The 14651-nt window shown below is 61.1% G+C and carries 13 protein-coding genes; all 13 read right to left on the minus strand.

The window, feature by feature from the left end; translation table 11 throughout:
* Positions 1 to 444: 444 nt before the first annotated feature.
* The 13 genes from virB11 to ACMGGK_RS24675 all read right to left on the minus strand — a co-directional run bounded on the left by virB11 (position 445) and on the right by ACMGGK_RS24675 (position 13786).
* On the minus strand, positions 445 to 1527 hold the full coding sequence (gene virB11, locus ACMGGK_RS24615; RefSeq protein WP_043298216.1) for a P-type DNA transfer ATPase VirB11: 1083 nt from the start codon (positions 1525 to 1527) through the stop codon (positions 445 to 447).
* The gene (gene virB10, locus ACMGGK_RS24620) at positions 1511 to 2674 is read right to left on the minus strand and encodes a type IV secretion system protein VirB10 (protein WP_248068990.1); all 1164 of its coding nucleotides are present in this window, start codon (positions 2672 to 2674) and stop codon (positions 1511 to 1513) included. Before virB10 ends, virB11 begins: the two co-directional genes overlap by 17 nt.
* Positions 2671 to 3555, minus strand: a complete 885-nt coding sequence (gene virB9, locus ACMGGK_RS24625; RefSeq protein ID WP_137040477.1) for a P-type conjugative transfer protein VirB9 — start codon at positions 3553 to 3555, stop codon at positions 2671 to 2673. The genes virB10 and virB9 overlap by 4 nt, the downstream gene beginning before the upstream one ends.
* Entirely contained in the window at positions 3552 to 4277 is a 726-nt protein-coding gene (locus ACMGGK_RS24630) for a virB8 family protein (RefSeq protein WP_071446368.1), read from the minus strand. The genes virB9 and ACMGGK_RS24630 overlap by 4 nt, the downstream gene beginning before the upstream one ends.
* Before the next feature lie 314 nt (positions 4278 to 4591).
* Positions 4592 to 5674 (minus strand): type IV secretion system protein, encoded by a 1083-nt coding sequence (locus tag ACMGGK_RS24635; protein WP_043298210.1) that lies wholly within the window; start codon positions 5672 to 5674, stop codon positions 4592 to 4594.
* Positions 5675 to 5685: 11 nt separating this feature from the next.
* On the minus strand, positions 5686 to 5967 hold the full coding sequence (locus tag ACMGGK_RS24640) for an EexN family lipoprotein (protein ID WP_248068994.1): 282 nt from the start codon (positions 5965 to 5967) through the stop codon (positions 5686 to 5688).
* Between the two features lie 152 nt (positions 5968 to 6119).
* Positions 6120 to 6836: a P-type DNA transfer protein VirB5 gene (gene virB5, locus ACMGGK_RS24645; RefSeq protein ID WP_248068997.1), complete on the minus strand. Its 717-nt coding sequence runs from the start codon at positions 6834 to 6836 to the stop codon at positions 6120 to 6122.
* A 7-nt stretch (positions 6837 to 6843) separates the two neighbouring features.
* Positions 6844 to 9333, minus strand: a complete 2490-nt coding sequence (locus ACMGGK_RS24650) for a VirB4 family type IV secretion/conjugal transfer ATPase (protein ID WP_043298205.1) — start codon at positions 9331 to 9333, stop codon at positions 6844 to 6846.
* A 7-nt stretch (positions 9334 to 9340) separates the two neighbouring features.
* A complete protein-coding gene (locus ACMGGK_RS24655; protein ID WP_043298203.1) occupies positions 9341 to 9664 on the minus strand; it encodes a type IV secretion system protein VirB3 in 324 nt (107 codons plus the stop codon).
* 14 nt (positions 9665 to 9678) lie between these two features.
* A complete protein-coding gene (locus ACMGGK_RS24660; protein ID WP_043298201.1) occupies positions 9679 to 9990 on the minus strand; it encodes a TrbC/VirB2 family protein in 312 nt (103 codons plus the stop codon).
* A 187-nt stretch (positions 9991 to 10177) separates the two neighbouring features.
* Entirely contained in the window at positions 10178 to 12502 is a 2325-nt protein-coding gene (gene topA / locus ACMGGK_RS24665) for a type I DNA topoisomerase (RefSeq protein WP_420277517.1), read from the minus strand.
* A gap of 9 nt (positions 12503 to 12511) precedes the next feature.
* On the minus strand, positions 12512 to 13264 hold the full coding sequence (locus ACMGGK_RS24670; RefSeq protein ID WP_420277519.1) for a transglycosylase SLT domain-containing protein: 753 nt from the start codon (positions 13262 to 13264) through the stop codon (positions 12512 to 12514).
* Positions 13265 to 13315: 51 nt separating this feature from the next.
* On the minus strand, positions 13316 to 13786 hold the full coding sequence (locus tag ACMGGK_RS24675; protein WP_052118641.1) for a hypothetical protein: 471 nt from the start codon (positions 13784 to 13786) through the stop codon (positions 13316 to 13318).
* Positions 13787 to 14651 lie beyond the last annotated feature (865 nt).

Raw genomic sequence — 14651 nt, forward strand, 5'->3', positions numbered from 1 at the left:
CAATCTGGCGCAACCAGGTCGGCCTGGCCGTCGCCATTGAATGGATGAAGAATTGGTGACGCGATGGCTTCCTGCAGCGCTTCGCGCTGTCACCAGCCACCACCACGCGCAGCCGGCCGGAATCGGTGTCAAGGGCGGGACCGGAGGCCGCAGCCCGGAGCGCAGCGCAGGGACCGGGTGAGGATGCCGGCGAAGCGAACCCTTGATGCCGATGGAGTGCCCCCACCCTCACGGCGGGGATGCAGGGAGTCTTACCCCCTGCATCCCTGCCCCCCGGCGAGGGCGGGAAGTCCAGAGGGGCAGCGCCCCTTTGGGTAAGCCCGCAGGGCGCGCAGCCAAGGCCGGCATTGGTGACAGAAATCCGCGATCGAGCAGCTGCGCCCGTCACCAAACGGAAAAGCGCGCACGCGGCGCGCTTTGCGAGGAAGCCAGCCCGTCGCACCTTTACTCCGCTGCGACCGCGCGTTTGCGGGTCGGGTCGTACCAGAGTTCGGTAATGTGGCGGCCGAGTTCCGGGTGATACACGTCGTTGTGGACGTGAATCACGATGTCCACCACCTGATAGAGCAGCCGCTTGATGACGTTGTAGGGCAGCGTCCGGCCCTGCCGGTTCTGCAACATCATCAGGGCCATGCGCTCGAATGCCATATCGCACGAACCCGCGTGCAAGCTGGTGATACTGCCGCCGTGGCCCGAGGCGCAGACGTTGACGAAATCGAACGTCTCGCCGCCGCGAAGCTCGGCCAGGAGGATGCGCGTCGGCTTCATGCGCAGGCAGCTTTTCAGCAGCGACGCGGCCGTGACGGGCGCGTTTTCTTCTTCCTTGGCCTCGCTCGGATAGAACAGGTGGACGTGGTTCGGGTGATCCGGCAAGAACAGTTCCGGCACGTCCTCAATGGTGATGATGCGTTGCGAGGTTGGGATGGCCTGCATCAGCGCCTTCATGAACGTGGTTTTGCCCGAACCCGTCTCGCCGGCCACGACGATGACCTTTTCAAGCTCGACAGCACGGCGCAGGAAGCCGATGTAATCGCCTTCCTGCTTGAGCTTGAGCAATTCCTGTTCGTCGGGCGACAGTTCGCCGGACAGGGGCCGAATGTGCTTGAAGAAGCCTTGCTTCTCGTAGTCGGCCAGCGTGCGCCGCGAGAACGACGGCTTACGGATCGTGACCGATACCGTGCCGTGTTCCGCAGCGGGCGGCATCACGATTTGCACACGCTCGCCGGCCGGCAGCACGGCCGACAGAATCGGCCGCGTGTCGGAAATGTCCTGCTTGGCGAGCTTGGCCGTGGCGGTCGCCAGTGAAAGGCAGTGATCGAACGTCAGCGCGTCCACCTTGTGGGTTTCCCACACGCTTTGCCGTTCGCACCACACTTCCCCCGGCCGGTTCACGCACACTTCGGTAATTTCAGCGTCCTGCATCCACTGTTTCACGGCTTCCAGATGGAAGTTGACAGAGGTTGCACGCTGCACCGCGCCTTCGCCGGTCAGGTACTCATTAGCGCCGGAATTATTGGGCTGCGACATCGTAGACCCCCGAGAAGTCAAGATCGCGGGCGACGTAGATACCGACTTGCTCGCCCTGATTTTTGTAAAGAGTCGGGGGAATGTTGATCGTGTTGCGCAACGCTTCCGCCGCCATGTTTTGCGTGGCTTCGCCCGTAGAGTTGAAATTGAACTGGTTGTTGCCGTTGCTGCCGCTGGTTTGCGACGTGATGCCCCGCGCCACGTCGTCCACCAGGGAGAGCATGAGCGCACCGCCAAAGCGCTGCCAGAAATGGGTATCGACATAGCCGCCTACACCGGCCGCGCCGAGGGCATCGGTGCCCGGCGAGTCCAGATTGACCACGACGCCGCTAGGCGTCTTGATGCGGTTCCACAGAACGAAGATGCGGGCCATGCCCTGGCGCATGTTCGACTGGTATTCGCCCGAGACGGTCGAACCGCGCTCGATGAGCAGCACCTTGCCGTTGTCGCTGTAAATGTTGCGTGTCACGACGCACGCGGTCATGCCGGGCACGGTCGTATCGAGCTTCGTTTGCAAGGCGCAGTCGATGAACGCTCCCTTCGCCAACAGGAAATTCCGGTTGCCGAGGTTCGTCGCCTTGCGCGTCGCCGTCTTCGTGGAACTCAGCAGCGCCGACATGCCGCCTTGCCCGTCCTGGCCGGAGGCTTGCGAACGGGCACCGCCGGCCCCTTCCTGGCCGCCTTCCTGGCCGCCTGCGCGTTGGTTCGACTGGCTCGCCACCATGAGCGACGACGCCGACTTGTCCAGGCGCGGAACCGGCGCTTGGTAAGTCGCGTCACCCGGCAGGGCCGGCCGTTGGCCGGTCTGCCCGCCGGAAGCGACAGCCGGCACCACAGGCACGGCCTTGGCTTCCTGATCGGGCAGCGGCGGCGGTACGTGCTTGGTCGGCGGCTCGCTGAATGTGCGGGCCGGCACGGCGCTGGTAAGCCGCAGCTTCTTTTCTTCCGCGCCGGCCGCATCGCGGTTCTGTTGCTGCTTGAATTTCCAGTAGCCGACGCCGCCGGCTGCGGCCACGAAAAGCACGATGGCGAGCAGCACCAGGGCGCGCTTTTTCGTGGACGGTCCTTCTTGGTTCACGCTCGGCATTCCGCGCTCGCCGTCGAGCGCTTCCAGTTCCGAAGGCGTGTTATTCGCTTGATTGCTCATTTTGCTTCCTCGCCGGATTTGATGACGCGCTGAACGCCGGGGACAGTCGTGCCGTTTGTCGGCGGCAGGCCGTCGGGGTCGTAGCTCTCGTTGTAGACGCCGACGACAGCGTTCCCGAGGCGCAAGACCAGTTCAGGCGACACACGATGAATCACCAGCACGTCGGGCGTGTTGGGGTCGATATGGCTGTTGACGAGGCTTTCCGTCTTGTCGGCGGCAACGATGAACGCGGCCGGGAAATCGCGGTTGTTCGGGAACCGGAGATAGGTAAAGCGGCCGTCATCGTAGGCCATCGTCGGGGCGATGCCCTCGGACTTGTCGCCGATCTGCATCGAGTAGTGCCAGTTCATCGGCGGCGGCGTGACATCGAGCTTCGCTTGTGCTGCGCGCTTGCGTTCCTCGGCGCGTTCCTTCGCCCGCGCTTCGCCGGGATACAGGAACTGGACGCGGTAGGCGACGCGCTGATTTGCGACGGGCTTGCCGTCGCTGCCGGCGCTCGCCATCAGCTTCAAGTCGAAGTCGTACATGCGCTTGTTGGTCGTGACCATCAGGTTCGTGTCCCAATCCCCGGCCTTCGGCGACAGGATTTGGTTTTCGCCCTGCTTGATGGACTTCGGCTTGACGTAGAGGATGTTGCGCCGGTCGCTGAACTCCCATCCTTGGGAGAAGCCGGACGCCACATCGAGAATTTCTTCGTCCGGGCCGAATACAAGGCGAGCGCCGAGGCCCGGCAGAGCGCGCACAAGCACGACATCGCCGGGGTTGTAGTTCACGTACTGGATGCGATTGTCATAGCGCGACGATGACGGCACATCGACGGCCAGGGCGGCCGTGCTACCGAAAGCGCACGCCAGCGCGAGAGCGATAGCAGCAGGTTTCATTGTCCACCCCCGATCATTTCGGGATCGACGCGGTAGCTCAGCACTTGGAACCCGAACGGGTTCACCAAGCGCTGCGATTCCGAGATAAGAGACGGATTGCGGTACTCGTAAGCGACGGTCGCAACCCACTTCGTGACGGTGCCGGGGCCGTCATCGTCAACCCGCTTCGTGGTCTTGATGAAACGGACGGTGCCGGTCCCGCGTCCATTGGGGACGACACTCACGATTTCGACGGTTGCCCGCACCGACGAGCCGAATTTCTTGTCGAGCGCTTCCTTGCCCTCGAACAGCGCCGCATAGGATGCGCCGACCTGCTGCGAGGACAGCAGCCCGACGGTGTTGTAGTCCTTTTGCAGCGTGTACCAGTCGTAGGTTTCGCGGGCGCGGACGTATTGTGCCATCCAATACTTGTCCATCACTTCGTCGTAACCGACGCCCTTCACGTCCATGGCGGTCACGATGTCAGGGACGCCCGTGGTGTTGTCCACGCGAATAACGTAGGGCACCGACTCTTTGAGCGGCATCATCAGCGCGATTGCGATCCACGAAAGCACCGCGACGCCGGCCGCCGCGCCGGCCACCTTCCAGGCGCGGCCCTCAGACTTTTCAATGGATTGGATGCGCGAGGCTTCCCAATCCATGGCCTTGTCGAAATGCTGCTGCGCCGGGTCAGTGCTCGGCGGCGTCGCTGCCTCAGCCGCCGGTTTTTTGCGTCCGAACATACATTACTCCCCTTGAGATTGATTGACGGTCGAGGCCGCGGCCGGAGTGATAGGCGTCGGCTGTTGCTTGTTGATCGGAACGCGCGGTTTCCCTTCCAGGGAAGGGACTACCGGCGGCCGAGTGCTCGCGCATCCAGCAAGAGCGGCCGCGAGCAGAAGAAGGACAAAAGCGCGTTTCATGTGTTGGTCCCTACGGGTTAGGTTATGGGCAAGCCAGATTATACAACCATTCATACCAAAATGCCCTATTTTGGTAATTGAAGGCGCAAAAAAAGCCGCCCTGTCCCTTTTCAGAAACAGAGCGGCGAAGAAGATCAGTTTTTGACGGTTCCGCCGGAGGCGCGGCCCCAGTTCTTGCCCATGTTCTGCAAGACGTGCTGCCGGTAAGCCGGGTTCCACATCGTATTGCCGGCGACCATATGGTTCGACCGGCGGGCCGTCGTCATCATGCCCGACTGCATATCGCGGCGCGTCGTCATCGGGTCCACCATGTTCCGCGCCCCTTGCAGGCCGCGCATGGTGCCCGTGACGGGCATCATCAGGTGCCGGACGCCCATTGCAGCCATCGAGACACCACCGGCCAGCCCGGAGGCTATGCCGCCGGCCTGTAGGATGATCCAGATAAGCACGCCGGTAAGCGCGCCAATCTGCAAGGCCGCAAACATCGGGTTGTCGTCGCCGCTGCCCGAGAAGTCCGCGCCCTGGATGAACGTGTCATAGGCTTTCATGGCGAACGTCATCACCACGGCCATGATGACAATCGTCAGCGTGTAGTTCATCACCTGGGCGAACCAGCTATCGAAGAACTTCGCCGTGATCGGGAACATCAGTGCGAGGATGAACAGCGGCCCCATGGCGAAGACAATCGCAAGCGAGAACTTCGCCACGATGACCACAGCACCCCCGAGCATCGACACCAGCACCGTGCCGATGGCAACGACGAGGCCCGCAATTGCCCACCCAAGGACCGCGCCGAAGTTCCACCCGGCTTCATCGGCTTTCTGGAAACACGTACCGACGATTTCCATGCCCTTGCCCAATGACTGGTCAAGCACCTGATAAATCGAGGTCGCATTGCCGCCGCCCACGTTGAGCGCGTCGGAAAGGCCGGTTTCCAGCCCTTGCAGCGCGCCCATGACGCTATTGGTGTAGCCGTCAGCGGTCAGGGCGAAAGCCGCAATGATGATGATCTTCACGCACTGCTTGAGGAACGTCTGAAACGGAGCTTCAACCGCGCCCGTGCTGATCGCGTAGCCGGTCATGGTGATGTAGAGCGTCACCCCGGCCAGCGCGGTTAGCTGTAGCGCCGTCATCAGCTTTGAGGCGGCCGGCGACACAAACGCATCCGTCGCGTTCTGCACCGTCTCGCCGATGAACTGAAAGACCATCGGGTCCATATGTCACCGTCCTATTTCTTTTTGAGTTCGTCGGCCGTGAGCGGTGCCACGGGCTTGATGCCGCCGCCGCGAGCGCCCCACGTCGTGGAGGAATCCGCGCGGCTTGCGTTGACGCAATTCGGCGTCGCCATGCGCTCGCCGGGGTTCTCGTTGCACTTGGCGAGCATTTCCTTGCGCTCGGCCGTGTGCGCCTTGTACCACTCGACGGACTGAACCACTTCCGTCTTGTCTTCTTTGCAACCGGCAAGAACAGACAGCGCGCCCGCCATAACCAGCACCATCATTTTTTTCATTGCTTCACTCTCCAAGTAGGCGGGCAGCGCGCTTGCCGCCCTAGTCCCGTCTGGTGACAGATCCCGGCGAGCCTGGCCGGGATGGCGTCACCAAACGCCGTATTGGTGACTGGCGACGCCGCTGGCCAGCTCGGCGGCGTCGCCAATCGGTCTTAGTTGCTGTTGAAGGTCACGGGCTGCGCCTGGATGCCCTTGCGGGCCGCCCAGGTGCGGGCCTGGATTTCGCGCTGCCGCTGCGCCTGCACCTTTTCTTCGGCCGCCGCGACCATCGAATAGAGTTGCAGCTTGGTCGCTTCGTTTTGGATTTTGGCCTGCTCGATAGAGATACGGCCTTGAAGCTCGGCAATCGCCTTCGGGTCTTGCGTCTGGTTGATTTGACGCATCAGGCCGTCAATCTGCTGCAAGCGGCTCTTGGCCGCGTCGAAGGCATCCAGAGCCACGGCCTTGTCCTGGGAAGGCTTCACGGCCTGGGCCTCGCACGCCTTCTTCGCATCCTCGGACATGACGAAGGCGCAACCATCGAAAATCTTGTTATCGGCGTAGACCTGCTTGCCGCGTCCGGTCAGGCCGTCATAGCCGCCGTTCTTCACGGCGTCATAGACCTGCTGCCAGTCTTGCGGCAGGTAATCCCGCAGCTTCGGATCGTCCATGATGGAACCCAGGCCACGGGAACCCGTGAGGGACGAATATTGCTGCTTCGCTTGGTCAATCTGCGCCTCAAGCTGCTTGTACTGCGCTACCCACTTGGTGATCGTCTCCAAGTGGTTTGCTGTAGCAGGAGCATCGACAGTCACGCTGACGGGAATTTGCGCGTTGGCGGCCCCAACAAAAGCCGCTGCGAACATCGCTCCGACGAGAATCCTTTTCATAAATACCTCACTCTTGTTTGGAAGCCACCACGCGAGCCTTGCGGCGTTCGTGGAACACAGGGAGCCATTGCCGGGGATCGTCCCCCACTTCGGCAATGACAGCATCGAGCAGTTCGTTGTTGTCCGAACTGCCAGATAGGATAGCCAGTTCATCATCGAACCCGGCCAGATCGAGCCGCGCAATCATGGATTGGTGGCCCTGTTTTACGAGGAACATGCGGCTTTCCTCGCCCATGCTCTTGATGATCTCGAATTCCGCGTCGGTCACTTTGAAACCGTCGGTGTATTCGTGGTAATCGGCCTTCGGGTTCGGCAGGTAGATTTCCGTCGCAACCTGCTGCACCAGGGACGAAGCAATCTTCGACTTCAACAGGCTGCTAGGCATCTGCGTAGCAAACACGCCCAGGCCGTTTTGCTTACGGATGGTCAACTGCTTGTTGCCCGCGAACTCGGCAAACGCTTCGTCATCGACCCACTTCCACGCCTCATCCATCCAGTAGATGAAGCGGCGGCCGTCAATGACCGTTTCCATGCGGTGCAGCAGGTACATGGAAATCGGCGTGCGCACGTCGCTGTTGTCGAGGAAGTCGGTGCCGTCGAAGCCGTAGTTGTTGTGCGTCGTGAAGTCGATTTCGTCGTTCGGGCAGTCCAGCACCCACCAGAACGCGCCGCGCTTGCCGTTGCCGTCGTCGTAGCACCAACGCGAAAGCCGCTTCGACACGCTGTTTTCGCGGTCCTCGCGGTCGGTGCCCTCGGTGATGTTCTGAATCACAGTCGAGAGCCGGCGAAGCTCGCGCGGCATACGCATGACCGTGCGCACGGCATGGCTGATGCGAAGTTCGTCGGTCGTGGTGACGCGCTGGCCCTCGCCCGAGACGAGCACGCGGACCAGCTTTTCGAGGAACAGAATATTGTCCTCGGTCGGCTCCATCTGGAACGGGTTGAAGCCGGTCGGCTTACCATTCTTGACGGCAAGGTACTTGCCGCCGATGGCGAGAATGGTCGCCTTCGCGCCTTCGTCCTTATCCAGAAACACGTTGCAGAAGCCCGACGGCGCATTGTGCTTGTACTTCTGCGCTTGGCTCAGGCAGAAGTTCATCAGCACCGTCTTACCCGCGCCGGACTGGCCGATGATGCGGGTATTGCCGAGCAGCTTCTTGTCGTAGTTGTCTTCGTCGCCCTTCGAGTAGTGGAAGTTCAGATACAAGGGCTGGCCCGATGGCGTTTTCAGCAGCGTGACCGCCTGCCCCCACGGGTTGCCGTCACGCTTGCCAGCGCGGAAGTTATGGAAGCTCGACAGGCCCGCAAAGTTCTTGCTGGTCAGGCCGGCCACACGGGGCCGATAGGACCAGTTGCAAGGCAACTGCGCGTAGAAAGCCGCATCGGTCGCCGTCGCCACCATGGCGGCCAGAAAGCCGCGATCCTGAATGATCGTCATGGCCGACGTGGTATTGCGGCGCAGCTTTTCCATGGACTCGCCGAAGATCATCAGCGAGTAGTGATATTCGCCCATGGCGAACTCACCTTGGATAAGCTGGTCGATGGCCTCTTTCATTTCCACGATTTGCGTCACGCTGCCGTCCTCGGCGTTCGACAGTTGTTTCATCTGTCGTTCCAAGAACTCTTTGCCCTGGCGCTTCGTCATGAAGCTATAGGACTGCGTGATGACGTACTCGTAGTCTTCGTACATCAGGCCGTTGAGAATGCCCGGCTCGGTGTGCGCGGTGTAGTCCTTGAAGTCGATGCACTGCGCAAAGCGCGTCGTCTTCGGCGAGCGAATTTCAATCGTTTCCGTGCCTACGAACACCCAGGCCGTGCCCAGGTACTCGTTGAGGGGCATCGTCGGCACGCGAACCTTTTGCCACTCGCCAGTAATCAGGAAGTTCAAGAACTCCAATTGCTGCGAGTACAGCACGCCGTCGGTGTCGGTGTAGGTCGTCAGTTCTTCGAGGCCGCGCTTTTCATCGACGCCATAGCGCCGCATGCTCGACTCGATTTGATAGGCGATTTCGTCCAGCTTGCGGATGGCCGCCTGCTGGTCGCGCTTGATTTCATCCACCGACCGGCGCGACGACTTCACCAGGGCGCGGTCCATGCGCGACGGGTTCGGGCGGTACACGACCGTCAAATACAGTTCGTTCGCCATCATGCGATAGCCGGCGAACGAGTCGTAATATTTCTGGTCCAGATCGCGGCAAAAATCGTTGTCGTAGACCGATTTCAGCCGGTCGCTAGTCTTGCGGCGCACGTTGTGCGACCACAGCGCGACATGGTTCGTGCCGATGGAGCGGAACAGCGTGTTTAGCTGTTCCTTGCGCAGCAAGATTTCGTCGGCGTCGGTCGTCTCGAACGCGATGCCGGCCACCTTCCAGATGCGCAGGTAGTCGCCGTCCTTCGTGACGATGGTATTCGGCGAAACATGGCTGCTGTACGGCAGAAAGGGCGCAATCGCCCTTTCCCGGTTCAGTTGCTGAAAATACTTTGGTTGAGCGTTCATGCGCGCCTCACTTCCGCTTCTTGAAGGGGATCGGGCTGTAAGCCGAAGCCTTCCAGAACCGTCCGTTGTGGTTGTAGTTCACGCCCCGGAACAGGAATTTCAGGCCCAAGAGCCTGAATTGCTGATCGTCCGACTTCGCAATGAGCCGCATCGTCAGGACGATGGGGAACAGCGACAGGGCGAGAAAAATCGTCGTCCAGACGCTCAGGAGGATGACCACGCCAGAAACGACGGCGAGCGGCACCAATGGCACGCCGAACACCATCGCCGGCCGCGTGCAACCCTTGAACAACGGGTCGCGCGGGTCTTGTACGTCCATTGGTGCCGACATCGCGGGCTACCCCCTTAGTTCAGGAGGAAGCGGGCCAGTTCGGCCGCGCCACCGATGAGCAGACCACCCGCCAGAATCTTCGCGCACTCGGCGATGTCGGCATGCTTGAACAGGAACTTGTAGCCCGCCCACATGATGGCGATGGTAACGACCGTGATCGAGACGCCGCGCAGGATCGACAGCACGTTGTCCATGAAGGTGTTCACCTTGTCCAAGCCGCCTTGCGCGAAGGCAGGTTCGACCGCGAACAGCGCCAGGACAGCCACCAGGGCCAGCAGGGGAACCGCACGGCTTGCGCCGCTCTTGTTGATGGTCAGGGATTCCATAGGTTTTTCGACTCCAGGTTATGAAAAAGAAAGCGAGAACGGGTTGAACGGTCCGCAGCCGTAGAAATCGGATTTGGTCACTTCATTTCTATGCTCTCCCTTAGTCCGTTCTCTAGCCGGATTATACAACAGAGAACACCAAAATATACCATTTTGGTGATCTTCTTTTGCATTTCATGGTAGCGCGCTACGACCGGCGGGGCGACTTCCCGGCCGGCTTCTTGGCCGCCTTCGGCACGGGTTTGCCGGCCTTGTCGTCCATGACGTTCTTGCAGCCGTCCTTGAACCCGCTGCACCCCCACCAGTAGCCCGCGCCCTGCGTGCTCTTGCGCCGATACATCGGCTTGCCGCAGGCCGGGCATGGGGCCGTCTTGATGACGACGGGCTTGCCCTTTTCGTCATCGAGGAAGGTCGAGCATTCCTTGTTGGTGCAGAACCAGCCGAAGCCCTTCGGCTTGCCAGTTTCCTTGTCCTTCTTCTGGTAGCGGCGCAGGTCCGAACTGCACTTCGGACAGCTATGCACCTTCGGTTCCAGGGGCTTGCCGTCCACGTCGTCAAGGAAGGTCTTGCATTCGTCGTTCGGGCAGGCCCACAGGTAGCCGCCGCCGTTTCTGCGCTTGAACCGGCGCAGCGCCGTCGCGCACTTCGGGCACGGATACGACAGGCGTTCGACGGGCTTGCCCTTGGCGTCGTCCATGAAGTGCCGGCAATCGTCGTTCGTGCAGCACCAGAACGGCCCACGGGTCGCATGGTTGAACCGGCGCAGGCCGGCCGAGCATTTCGGGCAGGTATAGCGCGGCTTGAACTCGCCGCCCTGGGCGATGCTCACCAGTTCCTTGTTCAACTGGTCATAGGCGGGCGCAACGACGTCGAGATACGTCGTCTTGCCCTCGGCAATCTGGTCAAGCTGGCCTTCCAGATCGCGGGTGAAATCCAGTTCCATGAAGGCGAAGCCAGCCTTCACCAGATTGTCCACGACCAGCTCGCCGGTTTCCGTCGGGACGAGGTAGCGCTTTTCCTCGGCCAGATAGCCGCGATTCATCACGTTTCCCATGATGGCCGGGTAAGTCGCCGGACGGCCGATGCCCTCGGCTTCCAACTTGGCAATCAAGCTCGCCTTCGTGTACCGCTTCGGCGGCATCGTCTGCTTGCGCAGAATCTTGCCGGTGTCGGCCCGCTTATCGGACCCGACATCGAGCACGGGCACCTTGCCCGCGTCCTTGGCTTCGCCGTCGGCCTTGTCGTCGGTGTCGGCGTCTTCGACCGCATCTTTCGCGGTCAGGACGCGCCAACCGGCTTCAATGAGCACGCGGCCCTTGGCCTTGAACTCGAACGGCGTCGGGCCGTCCGTCGATTCCAGCGTGACCGCGTTCACCTTGTAGCGGGCATCGGCCAGTTGGGAGGCAACCGAGCGCTGCCATATGAGGCGATACAAGGCGCGCTGCTTGTCGTCCTCGCCGGCTTCTTCGACTTCGATATGCGTCGGCCTGATCGCTTCGTGGGCTTCCTGGGCGTCGCCCTTCGCCTTGAAGCGGCGCGGCGCATCCGGCAGCTTCCAGCCCTTGCCCTCGGCATAGGACCGGATTTCGGCAATGGCGTCATCGCCGAAATTCACGCTGTCGGTGCGAATGTAGGTGATCGCGCCTTGCTCAAAGAGCTTTTGCGCGAGCTTCGCGGTCACTTCGGGATCGAGCTTGAGCGACACACTTGCCGCCTGCAACAGCAGCGACGTAGAGAACGGCGACGGCGGCGCTTCGCGCGCCGTGTCCGTGCTCGAATCCGTGACGCGGAATTGCCGCGAGTTGGCCGCCCTGTTCGCCAGTTCTTCGTTCAGAACGTAGGGCGAATCCTCGGTCGTGAATGGCTTCGTGTTCCACTCCGCTTTCCAGGCGTCGCCGTCGAAGAACACGACGGCCCCGAAATGGTTCGTCTTGCGGAACGCCTTAATGCGTCGCTCAAGATCGACCACTATGCGCACGGCCACGCTTTGCACGCGGCCCGCTGAAAGGTTCAGCCCGAGCATGTCGGACAGCAGCGGCGACACCATGTAGCCCACGATCCGGTCGAGGGCGCGGCGCGCTTCCTGGGCATGTACCAGATCGTCGTCAATCTTGCGCGGCTTCGCCAGCGCGGCCCGGATGACCTTGCCCGTGACTTCATCGAACGTCACGCGCTGATACTCATCATTGCCCAGGGCGAGCGCGTCTTTCAGGTGCCACGCGATGGCCTCGCCTTCCCGATCCGGGTCGGTGGCGAGGTAGACCATTTCCGCGTTGCGTACTTCCTTGCGGATGCGCGCTACGCGGTCCTGGCCGCCTGGGAAAGTACGGTCGCCCACCTTGGCCGGCGGGATGTACTCATAGCACAGCGTGAAATCGGGCTTCTCGATCCCGAGGCCATTACGCGGCAAGTCGCGGACGTGGCCCACGCTTGCCATCACCTTCCAGCCCTCGCCTAGTTCGGCTTCGATCTTTTTGATCTTGTTCGGGCTTTCCACCACCATCAATTTCATAAGTCGTCCTCAGAAGACGACGACGGAGCTTTTCGCTTCGCCGCCAGTCCCGGCCGTCTCGCTGGCTTTGGCCGGTTGATTTCCGTCGGTGCCGGGCACCGCACGTTGCAGACGCACCGCGTCGCGTTCCGACGACGGGCGCAGCAGCACGGGGGCATGGTCGGCCGGTTCGGCCGACACAGGAGCCGGCGCATCGGTCGCGGGCGCGCTGTCCGCAGCCTTGACGGCTTTCGGGCGCGCTGCGCTGCCCTGCCCCGGCTTGATCGAAGGCACGACCGGAATCGCCTTCGCCGGCACGTTCGCTTGCGCGAGTACCTTTTGGACATAGCTCGGCTCGCCGGCCTTGTCAGGCCGGAAACCGCGCGTGAAGTTGCCGGAGTAGTAGCAGGAGAAAGCCGCCTGCAAGGCGGCCTGTTCGCTGCCCGTGCGCGGCGTGGCACGCACGAAGCAGTCTTCGAGGATCTTCGAGCCGGCGCGAAGGTTCGCGCAGGCATCGAAGGCCAGTTCGTAGGTGAGGTTGTATTTGGGGAGGTTGTAGCGGTTGACTTGCGCAACCCCTACCGAGAAGTTCCAGCCGTCGGCCTCAAGCGCCTTCGCGGTCGCTACGGCTTCATCGCGGCTGGTTGGTTGCCGGGCGAGCCGGCCACCAACGACGCCTATTGCGTAAGGGTTAAAACTCGACTCGACATGAACAAGCGCCGCCATCGTCTGCGGTGCGACCGTCGGCGCGCATTGCTCGGCGAGGGCCAAGAATTCCAGCATGTTTCTGTCTCCGTAATGGGGATGGACAGAAACCAATATACCATACTTTGGTCATTGAACATTGCCTTTTTTGGTAGTCGGCTTGCGTATCCCCGCCTTTGTTTTCGCGGGTTTTCGCGTCTTCGTTTTGGGCACTCCTGGCACGTCTTGCCCTCGGATCAACTCGAAGCTATCCGTTGGATAGGCTTCCTTCAAGTGATCGTTGAGGCGCTTCAAGTCCTTGAAAACTTTGGGAACTGTCCGGTCGCGTCTGGTCGTCAAGTACCACTCTTTACCCGGTTCCGAGAGCAGTTGAGCGATGATGTAAAACCAGTCCGGCAGACCTGTTCCCTTGTGTCGTTCGAGTACATGGGATTTGTCTGAAAACTCGGCGATTACGTAGAAGCCTATCGGCGTCTCCATGACTTTGAGCTTCTCGATGATTTGATGCTTAGCCGCAAGCTCTAGATCGCCCTCTAGAATGCTGTTTGAAGGGCTACATGGCTGTCGCTTCATGTCAGTCCTGTTGTCGGGGTCGGTCATGTTGAAAGCGTCCTATTCTACTACCAAAACACCATATTTTGGTAGTCGTTTTTCCTCATCCCGGCTACGAACACTCACCATTTGCAAAACCAACTTGCTCACCCTGGCTTCGCCAGGGACGGGCTTTCGTGAACCGAACCCGGCTCCCCCGGTTTCGGCCCTTCCGGGCATCAATCCCTTTCGTTGCGCCTTTGGCGCTCGGCGACGCATGTTCGGGAAAACCCGAAATAGCGCGCCGTCCAAACTTGCAATTCTACTAAATTGGTGACTGCGTGACGACAAAATCTATCGTCATGTCACCAAAACGCAAGACAGTTTCAGCGCGTCCGCGCCTTCGTTCTGACAACGAATCGCCACCTTGCCGCCGCAAGTCATTTCTCTACCCACCAATCATCAAGAAATGATGGATAAACCCCCATCCGCACAGTGCTTTTTAGCGGTCGGATGGTGACGGCCGGGCTTCCTGCAGCGCTTCGCGCTGTCACCAGCCCGGCGCGGTGAATCTGGTGACAACAGCCGCCGGCGCCGGCGGCCTAGCTGTCACCATCGAAAACCAGAACGCTATAGCTTGGTGACGGTTCCCGCCGATCGAGCTGGCCGCGGTGTCACCAATGCGCAGCCTTCGGCTTTTAGGCCCCGCTGCGCGGGTCGAGTTCGCAGCGCAAGCGCTGCCTTATTCGGTGTTCATGTCGAGCGCCGCCTACTGCGGGGTTGAGCCGCTTCGCTGACCACCTTTCGCCTGCCCTAAACGGTAGCCCGGCCCGGTCAGGGATCAAGGGTTCGCTTCGCCGGCATCCTCACCCGGTCCCCTCGCTTCGCTCACGGCTGCGGCTTCCGGTGCCGCCCTTGACCCCTGCCCTCTATG

The organism is Serratia sp. BNK-33-b (assembly GCF_048684565.1).
In the GTDB taxonomy this organism is placed as follows: Bacteria; Pseudomonadota; Gammaproteobacteria; order Enterobacterales; family Enterobacteriaceae; genus Serratia; species Serratia marcescens.

Bases quoted from the DNA above. Each gene is read 5' to 3' on its own strand.
- virB11 (WP_043298216.1), bottom strand. From the start codon at position 1,527: ATGTCGCAGCCCAATAATTCCGGCGCTAATGAGTACCTGACCGGCGAA.
- virB10 (WP_248068990.1), bottom strand. From the start codon at position 2,674: ATGAGCAATCAAGCGAATAACACGCCTTCGGAACTGGAAGCGCTCGAC.
- virB9 (WP_137040477.1), bottom strand. From the start codon at position 3,555: ATGAAACCTGCTGCTATCGCTCTCGCGCTGGCGTGCGCTTTCGGTAGC.
- ACMGGK_RS24630 (WP_071446368.1), bottom strand. From the start codon at position 4,277: ATGTTCGGACGCAAAAAACCGGCGGCTGAGGCAGCGACGCCGCCGAGC.
- ACMGGK_RS24635 (WP_043298210.1), bottom strand. From the start codon at position 5,674: ATGGACCCGATGGTCTTTCAGTTCATCGGCGAGACGGTGCAGAACGCG.
- ACMGGK_RS24640 (WP_248068994.1), bottom strand. From the start codon at position 5,967: ATGAAAAAAATGATGGTGCTGGTTATGGCGGGCGCGCTGTCTGTTCTT.
- virB5 (WP_248068997.1), bottom strand. From the start codon at position 6,836: ATGAAAAGGATTCTCGTCGGAGCGATGTTCGCAGCGGCTTTTGTTGGG.
- ACMGGK_RS24650 (WP_043298205.1), bottom strand. From the start codon at position 9,333: ATGAACGCTCAACCAAAGTATTTTCAGCAACTGAACCGGGAAAGGGCG.
- ACMGGK_RS24655 (WP_043298203.1), bottom strand. From the start codon at position 9,664: ATGTCGGCACCAATGGACGTACAAGACCCGCGCGACCCGTTGTTCAAG.
- ACMGGK_RS24660 (WP_043298201.1), bottom strand. From the start codon at position 9,990: ATGGAATCCCTGACCATCAACAAGAGCGGCGCAAGCCGTGCGGTTCCC.
- topA (WP_420277517.1), bottom strand. From the start codon at position 12,502: ATGAAATTGATGGTGGTGGAAAGCCCGAACAAGATCAAAAAGATCGAA.
- ACMGGK_RS24670 (WP_420277519.1), bottom strand. From the start codon at position 13,264: ATGCTGGAATTCTTGGCCCTCGCCGAGCAATGCGCGCCGACGGTCGCA.
- ACMGGK_RS24675 (WP_052118641.1), bottom strand. From the start codon at position 13,786: ATGACCGACCCCGACAACAGGACTGACATGAAGCGACAGCCATGTAGC.